The following is a 12,592-nucleotide window of genomic DNA, read 5'->3' on the forward strand; positions in this document are numbered from 1 at the left end:
ACCAGACTGGCGTGGTGGATCGCACCTTCCAGCACCTCGACATCGGGGACCTCGCCTTCCGGGTGGTCGCCGGACCTCAGCCGCACGGCAGCGGCCGGCCTCCCGTCGTGCTCGTGCACGGCATCGGGATGTCGCACCGATACCTGTCCCGGCTGCACGACGCGCTCGCCCAGGAGCGGCCGGTGTGGTCGGTCGATCTCCCCGGCCACGGCGGCCTTCCCACCCCGCCGCACGACGTCGACATCGCGCAGATGGCCGCGGCGCTGGGCGACGTCGTCGCCGGGTCGAGCACCGATCCCGTCGTTCTCGTCGGCCACTCGATGGGCGCTCAATGGGCTGTGGAGCTCGCGGTCCAGCGGCCGGAACTCGTCGCTCATGTCGTCGCCATGGGCCCCGTGGCCGATGCGCAGCACCGCACACTCCTCGCGCAGTTCCGCGCACTGGCCGTCGAGACGCTGCTCGAGTCGTGGACAGCCAACGCGCTCGTGCTCGCCGACTACATCCGGTGCGGCCCGACGTGGTATCTCACGCAGGCGCGCCACATGGTGGCGTATCCGATCGAGGAGCGCGTGCCGCTGCTCGAGATGCCGCTGCTCGTGATGCGCGGGGCGCGCGACCCGATCGCCGGCCGCACGTGGTGCCGACTCCTCCGCGACCGTGCCCGCGACGGCGCGCTCGTCGAGATCCCGCATCGTCACCACGTCGTCCAGCACACGGCTCCGCGCACCGTGGCCGCCGCGATCCGCGCGACGACCGTGCCACAGTGAGCCTCACAACGCGGCGAGCATCGCCTCCGCGGCTCCTCGCGAACGCTCCATCCGGGCGGGGTCGGCGTCGAAGTCGCCGAGGAACACCGAACCCAGCGCGCAGGTGAGGATGCCGTACGCGATCGTCGCACAGGCATCGCTCGCGGCGTGCGGCTTGGCGGCGGCGACCAGCTCGGCGAGCTGCTCACGGGTCGCGGTGTACGCGGTCGTGAGCACGTCCGCGATGTCGGGCGTCGTGCGCGAGAGCTCGACGAGCCCCAGGACGACGGCGTTCTCCCGATCGGGCGAGTTGAACTCCGGCCCGAACAGGTAGTCGAGGGCTCCCCCGATGTCGGTGACGGCAGCCGGGAGGATCGACCCGACCTCGTCGTTCTCGTCGGCGAACACCGCCCGCGCGGTGTCCAGCAGCAGCCGGTCGCGGTTGCCGACGAAATGCCGCACGTGTCCGCGCGACATCCCCACGGCCTCGGCGATCCGGTCGAGGGTCGTGCCGCGAATGCCGTGCTCGGCGATCGTGGTCATCGTCGCGTCGATGATCTGCTCGCGACGAACGGCTGCGACGGACGTGCGTGGCATCGAAACTCCTCACCGCGGGATGCACACTCGCGGCCCGCGTTCGGGTCGAGTGTAACGACGGGGTAAATTTTAGTCTAGTCAGACTTGACTATCTTCGGCCCACTCCCGTAGCGTGACCGTCACCCCGCCGCCACCCGGCGAGTCGACGACGACGAAGGAGTGAGATGACTGACGTGGTGCGCATCCCCCCGGCACCCGAGAGCCTGCTCTCGTCTTCGGCGCGGATCCGCATGCGCGACGGGGTCGTGCTCGCCGGCGACGTCTACCTCCCCGGCGCACCGGACGAGGCCGACGAGACGCCCGGTGACACCGTCCTCATCCGGCTGCCGTACGACAAATCGGGCGACTACTGCTTCATCCCGCTGATCGCGGAGTACTTCACGCGACACGGCTACCGCGTGCTGGCGCAGGATGTGCGCGGCAAGTTCCGGTCGGAGGGCGACGCGCTCCTGTTCGTGAACGAAGTCGACGACGGCTACGACACGATCGAGTGGATCACCCGCCAGCCGTGGTCGAACGGCCGCGTCGCGATGTGGGGCGACAGCTACTACGGCTACACGCAGTGGGCGGCGGCGGCCAGCGGCCATCCCGCGCTCAAGGCCATCTCGCCGCGCGTGACCGGGACCGGCCTCGGCGAACCCGTCCGCCGCGAACCCGGGCAGCGCACCCGCGATGTCGAGTGGGGAGTGACGTACATGTACCCGCTCACGCAGTTCTTCGACCGCGACATGCTGATCTGGGAGCCGGACTGGTCGCGGCGCGACTTCGCCGCGCAGGCCGAGGAGTTCATGGCGCAGGTCGGCTACCGCGGACTCTCGTACGACCAGTGGTATCCGCATCCCGTGCTGCTGCCGCGCTTCCCCGCCGGAGACCCCTTCGCGGGACGCTCGGTGCCGACGCTGCACACGATCGGCTGGTGGGACAACTGCGCGCCGCTGTCGTGGGCCGATGTCGACCGCATCCGTCGCCACCCGAACTGGGACGCCCACCATTACCTGCGCATCGAATCACTCGATCACGAGAGCTTCCAGCTGCTCGACGCCGATGAGGATCGCGTCGCCGACCGCAGCGAGCAGCAGATCCGCGATCTGCTGCCGCGCACCCTCGATCCGGCCCTCGCCTTCTTCGACGTCTTCGTCCGCGGCAACGGCCCCGCGGCCGCCCTGCCCCGGGTCTCGTGGAACCTCGCGGGCACCGAGGGGATGCGCACCGGCGACACGTGGCCGCCGACGGGGGTGCGCCGCGCCACGAGGTTCGCGACGCCAGGCGGCGGACTCCAGAGCAACCGCCCGACCGCCTCCACCACGCTGACGTGGACGCACGACCCCGGCGACCTGGTCCCGTCGAGTGTGCCCGACGCCTTCTCCTACCTGCTCTACCGGCCCGACGAGGCTCCGATCGGCGAGCGCGCCGACGTGCTGCGCTTCGACTCGGCGCCGGCCACGGGCGATGTGGACCTCGCCGGACCGGTCTCCGCCCGGATGGGCGTCGCGTCCGACGGGCCCGTGATGGACTGCTTCGTCCGCCTGCTGGATGTCGCTCCCGACGGCACGGCGCTGCGCATCGCACGGGGCCAGCTGCAGCTCACCGATGCGACCGAGGCGACGACTCTCGAGGTCGACCTCGGCCACATCGGCTACCGCCTCGCGGCCGGTCACCGGCTGCGCGTGCACGTCGCCAGCAGCGACTTCCCGGAGTTCCTGCCGCAGACGGGGACCGGAGCCGATCCGTGGACGTGGGGCGAGACCCGACGCAACACGCAGTCCCTCGTCATCGGCGGCGCCGACGCGTTCGCCCTGACCCTCACCGTCCTGGAAGGAGAACTGCCGTGATGGAGCCCGTCCTGCAGTACGTGTTCGAGATCCGCGCCCGCGTCGACCCCGACTTCCACATCGGCCGCGGTCCGGAGGAGAGGCTCTCGTTCACCCCCATCTCGGGCGGCAGCGTGACGGGCCCCCGGCTCAACGGCGAGGTGCTCTCCGGCGGCGGCGACTGGGCGGTCGAACGCTTCGGCACCGCCCAGCTCGAGGCGCGCTATCTCATCCGCGCCGACGACGGCGCCGTGATCGACATCCTGAACCGGGGCTACTTCCGGGCTTCCCCCGAGATCATGAGGCGCATGGAGGCAGGGGAGGACGTTCCCGAGGAGGAACCCGGCCTCTACTTCCGCACCGCGCCGGTTTTCCAGACCGACGCCCCGCAGCACCGCTGGCTCGCCGAGAACCAGTTCATCGGACTCGCGCGCGACGAAGACGGCCACGTCTGCATCCGCGTCTACCTGCTCACCTGACGAGTCGACGTCGACTCCTCCGCACCCACCCACCCAGATCAGGACGGAAAGACCATGACCAGAACCGCACTGACGGTCGCGGCGCTCGCCTGCGTGGCAGCGCTCACACTCACCGCCTGCGCTCCCCGAGAGAACAGCACCACCACGGATGGCGGTGGCAAGGATCTCACGATCGTCGACTCGCAGCCGGCCGGCACGAAGCCCGTCGACGAGGTCACCTGGGCCATCGTCGAAGGCGAGCCGGCCACCCTCAACCCGGCGTCTTCGGCGAACCTCATCATCCCCAACCTCTGCGACAACCTGCTGTCGCTCCAGCCCGACTTCTCGATCAAGCCGGGCATCGCGACCAGCGCCGAGTTCGTCGACCCGACGACGTTCGTCATCACGCTGCGCGACGACGTGAAGTTCTGGAACGGCCACCCGGTCACCGCCGACGACGTGGTGTACAGCCTGCAGCAGAGCATGAACCCGACCTCGCAGTGGTTCGGCGCGTTCGCCCTCGTCGTTCCCGACCCGAAGGCCGGCATCGTCGCCACCGGGCCGCATGAGGTCACCGTCCACTTCGTCGCGCCCGACTCGACGTTCCGCGACGCCCTGGCGGGTCAAGGCTCGGCGGTGATGGAGAAGGCGTACGGCGAGGCGGCGGGCCAGTCGCTCGGCACCGCGCAGGGCGGTCTGATGTGCACGGGTCCGTACGAGCTGGCGAAGGACGGCTGGAAGCCCGGCAGCGAGATCGTGACAACCGCGAACCCCGACTACTGGAACGGCGCTCCCCTGGTCAAGACGATGAAATACACGTTCGTCTCCGACGGGTCGACGCTCACGACCGCGCTCACCCAGGGCGACATCGACGGCGCGATCAACGTGGCCCCGGGCTCCCTCGCGGCGTTCCAGGGCGACGGCGCCGGTGCGCTGACGATCGGGCACTCCACCGCCTCGTACAGCTTCGGCCCGGCCTCGGCGACCGGCCCTGCCGCGAATCCGAAGATCCGACAGGCGCTGAGCCTCGCGATCGACCGCGAGCAGTACCTCAAGACCGTGGTCAACGGCCTCGGCTACACGCAGAAGACGATCGTGCCACCGTTCTCGTTCCAGTCGATGGAGGCTGCGAAGACGTATCAGGCCGGCTACGACGCGCTCCCGGCTCCCAAGGTCGACATCGCAACGGCGAAGAAGCTCGTCGAGGAGAGCGGGGAGAGCACCAGCACGCCGATCGTCCTCGCGGTTCCGGCGGGTTCGAAGGAGCTGCAGCAGACCGCGGCGATCATCCAGAGCGCCGGCAAGCAGATCGGCCTCGACGTCACGATCAACGAGATGCAGGCCTCCGACTTCGGGGCCCTCTTCTACGACCCCAGCAAGCGGCAGGGGGTCGACTTCGTCGCCACCCAGGGGTACCTGGAGACGCCCGGCGTGCTCGGCTACCCGTCGCTGTTCCTGCTGCCGGCCGACAAGGGCGGGATCTTCAACTGGAGCAACTACTCGAACCCCGACGTGACGGCGAAGATGCTGGCTGCGCGGAACGCGACCGACCCGGAGACCGCCGCGAAGGAGTTCGTCGCGGCGCAGGAGATCTTCGCGCCCGATGTGCTCCAGGTCACCCTCGCCGGCACGTACCAGCTCACCTACCTGAACAAGAAGCTCACCGGAGTGACGACGTCCGTGGCTGCCTACAGCAGCCCGTGGGCGCTGCACCTGGGCGGCAAGTAGTTCGGCGACCGAGGGAGAACGGGAGTCCGTACGGTGGATGCGGTGACGAGAACGCTGCTGGGGCGGCTGGGCGGACTGCTGCTCACGCTGTTCCTCGCGAGCGTCGTGATCTTCTCGGCGGTCCTGGTGACCGGCGATCCGATCGCGGCGCTGGCCGGCGGCGCCAAGCCGACGCCGGAGCTCATCGCTCAGATCCGTGCGGACTTCCACCTGGACGATCCGGTGTGGACCCGGTACTGGCTGTGGCTGACGGATGCGTTGCACGGTGACTTCGGGCGCTCGTTCGTCTACAAGACGGATGTCGTGACCCTCGTCGGTCCCCGCTTCGCCGTCACGTTCCAGCTCGTGCTGCTGACGGTGGCGCTCATCCTGATCTTCGGCGTGGGCTCGGGCATCCTCGCCGCCACCCGCGGGCGCGCCGTCGATCGCACCGTGTCGGTGCTCACGTCGCTCGGGATGGCGCTGCCGACGTTCGTGGTCGCGATCCTGCTGATCTGGATCTTCGCGAAGAGCCTCGGCTGGTTCCCGGTGTACGGCGAGGGCGACGGGGTGTGGGATCGGCTCTGGCACCTCATCCTCCCCGCGATCTCGCTGGCGGTGCTCTTCATGGCCTACATCAGCCGGATCACGCGCGCCTCGCTCGTGGCTCAGTTGCACTCCGAGCACGTCGACACCGCGCGGGTCCGCGGCATCCCCCGCAGCCGCATCTTCCGTGTGCACGTGTTCCGCAACGCCGCGCCGCAGATCCTCGCGATCTCGGGCACGACGATCGCTGGACTGTTCGCGGCGTCGGCGATCGCCGAGGTCGCGTTCGGCATCGGCGGCATCGGTTCGCTGCTCGTCGAGGCGGCCGCGCGCGCCGACCTGCCCGTCGTGCAGATCGTGTCGCTCCTGCTCGTGGCGATCTTCGTCGTGCTCAACGCGGTCGCCGATCTCGTCAGCGCGCTCATCGACCCGTCGAGCGTCGCCGGAGGGAGGAGCGCATGAGCGTCGCACAGATCGCCGGCGGCGCCGCACCCGCGGTGGCCAAGCGCGCTGCGAAGCGCGACTGGCTCGTCCTGAGCGCCCTCATCGTCCTCGGCGTCATCGTCGTGGGGGCGCTCCTCGGCCCGTGGATCGCGCCGTACGATCCGGCCCAGCTGTACGTCGGGCCGGTGAACGGGGCGGCGAGCATCGCCCACCCCTTCGGCACCGACGACCTCGGTCGCGACATCCTCTCGCGCGCGCTCGTCGGCGCGCAGGCGAGCGTCTTCGCGCCGATCGTGGTGGTCATCCTCTCCTCTCTGCTCGGCATCGTGCTCGCCGTGACCGGTGCATGGTTCGGCGGCTGGGTGAGCGGCGGGATCGCCCGCCTCGTGGATGTGATCTTCGCGATCCCAGGACTCGTGATCGCCGTGCTCGCGGTCGCGATCTTCGGCAAGGGGCTCGCGGCTCCGGTCGTGGCCCTGTCGATCGCGTACATCCCGATCGTCGCGCGCCTCACGCAGACGGCCGCCGCGCGCGAGCTCGGCAAACCGTACACCGCGGCACTGCGGGTGCAGGGCGTCTCCAGCCTCGCGATCTGCTTCCGACATCTCATCCCGGCGCTCGTCCCGATCGTCGCCGCGCAGATGGCGGTCGGCTTCGGCTACGCGATGCTCGACCTCGCCGCGATCTCCTTCCTCGGCCTCGGTCAGCAGCCGCCGGCGCCCGACTGGGGTTCGATGATCGCGAACGGCCAGGCGGGCATCCTCGCCGGCGCCCCCGAACAGTCGGTGTTCCCGGCGATCCTCGTCGTGCTGACCGTGCTCGCCGTGGGCATCGTCGGCGGCAGGGTCACGGTCTGGGCCGAGGAGAAGGAACGATGAACCCGGTACTCGAGATCGATGGCATCGACATCTTCGCGCCCGGCGCGGACGGCCCGCGCCAGTTGGTGTTCGGCAGCACGCTGTCGGTCGGCAGGGGCGAGGCCGTCGGGCTCGTGGGCGAGTCGGGCTCGGGGAAGACGCTCACCGTCCGCGCGGTGGCGGGCCTCCTTCCCGACGGCTTCACGACGGGCGGGGCGATCCGGTTCGACGGGCAGGACGTCGCGGATCTCGCTCCCCGAGCACTGCGCGAGCTGCGCGCCCGCCGGCTCGGCATGGTGTTCCAGACGCCGCGCGCTCATCTGAATCCCCTGCGCACGATCGGCGATTTCATGACGGAAGCGCTGGTGCACGTCGCCGATGCGCGCCGGCAGGACGCCGAGCGCCGCGCGCGCGAGCTGCTCGACGAGGTCGGGATCACCGATCCGGGACGGCGGATGCGGCAGCATCCCGCGGAGCTCTCGGGCGGTCTGCTGCAGCGCGTGATGATCGCGGCGACGCTGGCGATGGATCCGGAGATCCTCCTCGCCGACGAGATCACGACGGCACTGGATGTGACCACGCAGGAGGAGGTCATGGCGGTGATCGCCGATCTGCGGCGGCATCGTGAGCTGTCGCTGCTGTTCATCACCCACGACCTCGCCCTCGCGGGCGCCGTCTGCGACCGGGTGAACGTGATGCAGCACGGCCGCATCGTGGAGACGCTCGCGGCCGAGGGCATGCGGCGCGACGCGACCGATCCGTACACGAAGGCCCTCATGTCCGCGACGCTCGACGAGGCGCCGCCGCTCACCCCGCAGACAGACGCCGTGGCGCCGATCATGACGATCGCGGATGTGCGCAAGAGCTACCGGGTGCGCTCCGCAGGCGGCGGCAAGGAGACGCTGCGCGCAGTCGACGGCGTGTCGATGGCGCTCGCTCCCGGCGGGTCGCTCGGCATCGTCGGAGAGTCGGGATCCGGCAAATCCACCACGGCCCGCATGCTGCTCGGGCTGGAACGGGCCGACGCCGGCACAATCACCGTGAACGGCGAGGACTGGAGCCTCCCGGCGCGGGGCGGACGCGAACGCCGGCGCCGCGCGAAGATCGCGCAGATGGTGTTCCAGGATCCGTACCAGTCGCTCGACCGACGCCAGACCGTGCGGCAGTGCCTCGTCGAGGCGATCCGCGTGCACCGCCCGAAGAACTCCGGCGAGGATGTCGCAGCCCGCGTCCGCGAGCTCATGGCGCAGGTGCGGCTCGATGAGGACCTCCTCGACACCCGCCCCCGGGCATTGTCGGGCGGTCAGCGCCAGCGCGTCGCGATCGCCCGCGCGCTGGCGGCCGACCCGGTGCTGCTGGTGCTCGACGAGGCGGTCTCGGCGCTCGATGTCACCACGCAGGTCGAGATCCTCACTCTGCTCGACGGCATCCGCCGCGACACCGGCGTCGCCCTTCTGATGATCACGCACGACCTCACCGTGATCCGGCGACTGTGCGATCACGTCGTCGTCATGCGGGAGGGCAGAATCGAGGAGCGCGGCACCGCCGCAGCGATCCTCGACGACCCGCAGGCCGACTACACGCGCCTGCTGCTCGACTCGATCCCGCGCGAGGGATGGACGCCGCGTCGACGGCGACTGGGTCGGACGCAGGCCCTCGCGACCGTCACGCGCGGCGGCCGCATCCCCGAGTGAATCGAGAAACGCAGATGACCTCCGGCCTCATGGAACCCGCCTTCGAGTATTGCTTCGAGCTGCGCTGCCAGGTCGACGAGGCGCTGCCGCTCGGCGGACAGACGCCCGGCGAGGGACTGCACTTCGCCCCCGTGTCGGGCGGCACGTTCGACGGGCCGAGGCTCCGCGGCACCGTGCTGAACAGCGGAGGCGATTGGTGGCGCGGCCGTGGGTTGACCGTCGCCCTCGACGCGCGCTACGTCATCGAGGCGGAGCTGAACGACGGGACCGCCGGTGTCGAGGTGATCAACCGCGGAATCTGGCGGACGGATGCGGCGACCTTCGAGCGGATGCTGGCCGGCGAACCCGTCGGCGAAGAGGACCTGTACTACCGCACGGCGTTCGAGTTCCGCACCGACCATCCCGATCTGCAGTGGCTCACCCAGTCGCAGTTCGTCGGCTACGCCCGTGCCGAGCCGGGCTCTGTGATCATCCGCGTGTTCCGGCTCGTCTGAGCCGCGACATCCGTCCCCCACACCGAAAGGCGCATCGTGCCCGACTCCGCAGATCTCGTCATCATCCACGGCCGCGTCTTCGACGGGACGGTGCGCACCGAGAGCACCGCCGTCGCGGTCGCGGGCGGTCGCATCGTGCGCGTCGGATCCGACTCTTCCGTGCAGGAGCTCGCCGGGCGGACCACCCGCGGCGTCGATGCGCGCGGCGGGCTCATCCATCCGGGATTCGTCGACGCGCACACGCACGCGGTCTTCGCCGGAGTCGAGCGGCTGAGCCTGGATCTGACGCCCGCGCGCACCGTCGAGGAGACTCTCGCGCTGATCCGGGAGGGGGCGGAGCGCAGCGATGGCGAGTGGCTGACCGGCGGCGGGTGGAGTCACGAGCTGTTCCCGATGCCGACGCGGCGCCAGCTCGACGAGATCGTGCGCGACCGCCCGGTCGCGCTGAGCGACGCGGGGCACCACACGCTGTGGGTCAACTCTCGCGCCCTCGAGCTCGCCGGCGTCGACCGCGACACTCCACAGCCGCACAACGGCCACATCCACCGGGACGACGACGGCAATCCGATCGGCTACCTCAACGAGACGGCGGCCGAGCTCGTGGGTCGCGTGATTCCGCCCGCGACCGACGACGAGATGTACGCCGGGCTGCTCAACGCGCAGGAGTACCTCTGGTCTCTCGGAGTGACCGGATGGCACGAGGCGATCCTCGGCGAGTACAACGGCAAGGCCGACTGCACGCCGGCGTACCTGCACGGGATCGCCGCAGCGACGCTGAAGAGCGAGGCGTCGGGCGCGCTGTGGCTCGGGCCGGGGCTGCAGCGCGAGGAGGTGCCGGCGCTCGTCGCACGGTTCGTGGAGCTGCGCGAACGCAACGCCGCAGCGGGGTTTCCGACCTCGACGGCGAAGGCGATGATCGACGGCGTGCCGCATGGGGAGACCGCGGCGCTCCTCGAGCCGTACTGCAACCACAGCGCCGACGGATTCGCCGGGGAGCTGCACTTCGACGAGGCGACGATCCGCGCGTTCGTCCTGCAGCTCGACGCGGCCGGGTTCGCGCTGCACCTGCACATCATGGGCGATCGCGGCATCCGGGTGGCGCTGGACGCGATCGAGGCGGCCCGCGTGGCGAACGGCGCAGGGCCGCGGCACCACATCGCGCACCTCTCGATGGTGCAGCCGGAGGACGCGAAGCGGTTCGGCCCGCTGGGCGTCACCGCGAACATCCAGGGGCTGTGGGCGGCTCCCGATCCGTTCGTGGTGACGCTGATCGGTGAGGAGCGGATGCGGCAGGGGTATCCGTTCCGCACGATGGCCGAGGGCGGTGCCGCGCTGGCGATGGGGTCGGACTGGCCGGTGTCGCCCGCCGATCCGTGGCTCGCGATCCACGTCACGGTGAACCGCTGGGCGCCGCCCCCTCCCGGAGTCGAGGTGCCTCCTCTGCCAGCCGGGGCGCATCCGCCGACGCTCGACGCCGAGCATCAGTCGCTCACGCTCACGCAGGCGCTGAGCGCGTACACGAACGGGTCGAGTGAGCTGGTGCTGGGCCGGCCGGGGCACGTCCGGGTCGGCGAGCGCGCCGACCTCGCGGTGGCGACCGGTGACCCGTTCGAGCTGCCGGCGGAGGCGCTCGCCTCGTTGCAGACGGCCGCCACGGTCGTCGCGGGCGAAGTCGTGTTCGAACGGTAGGCGCGGGGCCGGGTCGTCGCAGGTGAGGTGGTGTGCGACCGGCGACGGCACTCGAGCGTCCCTGTCGCGGGCGAGGTGGTGTTCGACCGGCAGGTGCGCCGGCTGCGCGTCAGTCCTGACAGGGGCTGAGCAGCGCGTCGGCGAGTTCGGCGTCGATGCCGGGAACCTCGTCGACGGGAACGGCGAGTGCGAGCAGCGTGCGGCTGAGGAAGTTGCGGGCCGCCGCGGCGAGGGTGATGTCGACGATCTGCCGGTCGGTGAACCCCACGTCGCGCAGCGCCTGGGTGTCGGCGTCGGTCATGGCTGACGCATCCGTCGACAGCTTCTCGGCGTACGTCATGACGGCGACGTCTGCGGGGCCGAGGTCGGCGTCGCGGTAGTCCCGGCCGAGACGGGCGAGCTGCTGTTCGTCCATGAGACCGGTGCGCAGGGTCTTGCGGCCGTGCGCGAGGAGGCAGTGCGGTGATCGGATGCCGCGGGCGGCGCCGAGCGTCGCGAGCTCGTACACACGAACCCCGATCGAGGGCACCACGGCGTGGACGAGCGCTTCGAAGGCGGCATGGGCGTCGGGGTTGACGGCCATGGCCCGCGTGTAGCCGAACACGAATCCGTCGGCGGCGATGTCGCTCGCGTACATCTCGGCGGCGTGGCCCTCGACCGCGTCCGCGGCCGGCGGCTGAACGATCATGACTCCTCCATCGGCGAGGCGCCGATCGGGAGGAGCCGCGACCGTCGGCCGACGCGCGGTTCGCCGCCCGACGCTGGCCGGCACCATCCAGTGTGATCGCTCGAGCGGCGGGAGTCGAGGAGGGCTCATCGATTGGTGGTCGTGCACGAGGCCTGCGTGGTCGTCGCTGAGGCCCACGTCCAAGCCCTACGGCAAGAGGTCAAGCATCTGCGGACGGGCCTTCATAGCGTGGATGACGAGCTCGTTCCCACTGTCGAATACGAGCACCACGGTCTCCAGCAATCGCCCCTGCGTGTCGAACCCCAGTCGAAGTTGACGCGCGGGCGACTCGTCATCCAGGTTCTCAATCCAGACCGCCCAGGTTGCCGCCTGAACGGCATCCTCATCGGAGACTCCGTGCCTGCGGGCAGCGTCGTGGACCTTCACGCTGCGTATGCAGCCAGCGCGTCACGGATCAGCTCGGAGCGCGTCTTGTGCTCCTGCGCTGCGCGCGCGTCAAGCTCCGCAAGCTCATCGCTCGTGAGACGAAGCGCCACGACCTGAGATGGCTCAGCACCACGACCGGGTCGGCCTCGTCCACGCTTCTTGAGCGCCTCGGCGTCGTAGCCGGCTTCAGCCTCCGCCGCCCATGCGGTGATCTGCTCCTCCGTGACCGGCGCGCCGTTGATCGTCTCATCCGGACTCATGAGTCCATCGTAATACGAAATTCGGAACGATCAACGTGCGAGGAGGCTTGCCAATGGGGACAGCGCGAAGAAGGATCGCTCCGGGGCAGGTACGCGGGGGTCAAGTCCCGAGTAGTGGTGTAGCGCGGTGTCCTTCGATCTGAGGGGTTATGCGCTGAGTTCGAGGACGGTGTCG

At 70.1% G+C, this 12,592-nt stretch carries 13 protein-coding genes; 9 read left to right on the forward strand and 4 right to left on the reverse strand.

The annotated features are described in order from the left end of the window. Positions 1-14: 14 nt before the first annotated feature. The gene (locus AC3RX1_RS13155) at positions 15-767 is read left to right on the forward strand and encodes an alpha/beta fold hydrolase (protein WP_491501693.1); all 753 of its coding nucleotides are present in this window, start codon (positions 15-17) and stop codon (positions 765-767) included. A gap of 3 nt (positions 768-770) precedes the next feature. Here the strand turns inward: AC3RX1_RS13155 and AC3RX1_RS13160 are convergent, their stop codons facing one another. Then, positions 771-1,343: a TetR family transcriptional regulator gene (locus AC3RX1_RS13160; protein WP_491501694.1), complete on the reverse strand. Its 573-nt coding sequence runs from the start codon at positions 1,341-1,343 to the stop codon at positions 771-773. 164 nt (positions 1,344-1,507) lie between these two features. On the opposite strand from AC3RX1_RS13160, the gene AC3RX1_RS13165 reads away from it, so the two are divergent. Genes AC3RX1_RS13165 through AC3RX1_RS13200 form a run of 8 tightly spaced genes read left to right on the forward strand, consistent with a single transcriptional unit; the run spans position 1,508 to position 11,043 of the window. Continuing rightward, a complete protein-coding gene (locus tag AC3RX1_RS13165; RefSeq protein ID WP_491501695.1) occupies positions 1,508-3,175 on the forward strand; it encodes a CocE/NonD family hydrolase in 1,668 nt (555 codons plus the stop codon). Continuing rightward, positions 3,175-3,633: a DUF3237 domain-containing protein gene (locus AC3RX1_RS13170; RefSeq protein ID WP_491501715.1), complete on the forward strand. Its 459-nt coding sequence runs from the start codon at positions 3,175-3,177 to the stop codon at positions 3,631-3,633. Before AC3RX1_RS13165 ends, AC3RX1_RS13170 begins: the two co-directional genes overlap by 1 nt. A 54-nt stretch (positions 3,634-3,687) precedes the next feature. Then, positions 3,688-5,340 carry an ABC transporter substrate-binding protein gene (locus tag AC3RX1_RS13175; RefSeq protein ID WP_491501696.1) on the forward strand — a complete coding sequence of 551 codons (1,653 nt, stop codon included), beginning with the start codon at positions 3,688-3,690 and terminating at the stop codon, positions 5,338-5,340. Positions 5,341-5,382: 42 nt separating this feature from the next. Beyond that, a complete protein-coding gene (locus tag AC3RX1_RS13180; protein WP_491501697.1) occupies positions 5,383-6,327 on the forward strand; it encodes an ABC transporter permease in 945 nt (314 codons plus the stop codon). Next, positions 6,324-7,187: an ABC transporter permease gene (locus AC3RX1_RS13185; protein WP_491501698.1), complete on the forward strand. Its 864-nt coding sequence runs from the start codon at positions 6,324-6,326 to the stop codon at positions 7,185-7,187. Before AC3RX1_RS13180 ends, AC3RX1_RS13185 begins: the two co-directional genes overlap by 4 nt. Continuing rightward, complete coding sequence (gene nikE / locus AC3RX1_RS13190) at positions 7,184-8,860, forward strand: nickel ABC transporter ATP-binding protein NikE (protein ID WP_491501699.1); 1,677 nt, start codon at positions 7,184-7,186, stop codon at positions 8,858-8,860. Before AC3RX1_RS13185 ends, nikE begins: the two co-directional genes overlap by 4 nt. A 14-nt stretch (positions 8,861-8,874) precedes the next feature. After that, positions 8,875-9,354: a DUF3237 domain-containing protein gene (locus tag AC3RX1_RS13195; RefSeq protein ID WP_491501700.1), complete on the forward strand. Its 480-nt coding sequence runs from the start codon at positions 8,875-8,877 to the stop codon at positions 9,352-9,354. Positions 9,355-9,390: 36 nt separating this feature from the next. Further along, positions 9,391-11,043 (forward strand): amidohydrolase, encoded by a 1,653-nt coding sequence (locus AC3RX1_RS13200; RefSeq protein WP_491501701.1) that lies wholly within the window; start codon positions 9,391-9,393, stop codon positions 11,041-11,043. Between the two features lie 109 nt (positions 11,044-11,152). Here the strand turns inward: AC3RX1_RS13200 and AC3RX1_RS13205 are convergent, their stop codons facing one another. From AC3RX1_RS13205 to AC3RX1_RS13215, 3 genes are all read right to left on the reverse strand, one after another. Then, positions 11,153-11,731: a carboxymuconolactone decarboxylase family protein gene (locus AC3RX1_RS13205; protein WP_491501702.1), complete on the reverse strand. Its 579-nt coding sequence runs from the start codon at positions 11,729-11,731 to the stop codon at positions 11,153-11,155. Between the two features lie 186 nt (positions 11,732-11,917). Then, on the reverse strand, positions 11,918-12,157 hold the full coding sequence (locus AC3RX1_RS13210; protein WP_491501703.1) for a toxin: 240 nt from the start codon (positions 12,155-12,157) through the stop codon (positions 11,918-11,920). Further along, positions 12,154-12,417: a ribbon-helix-helix protein, CopG family gene (locus AC3RX1_RS13215; RefSeq protein WP_491501704.1), complete on the reverse strand. Its 264-nt coding sequence runs from the start codon at positions 12,415-12,417 to the stop codon at positions 12,154-12,156. The genes AC3RX1_RS13210 and AC3RX1_RS13215 overlap by 4 nt, the downstream gene beginning before the upstream one ends. Positions 12,418-12,592 lie beyond the last annotated feature (175 nt).

The organism is Microbacterium altimontanum, from assembly GCF_058349865.2.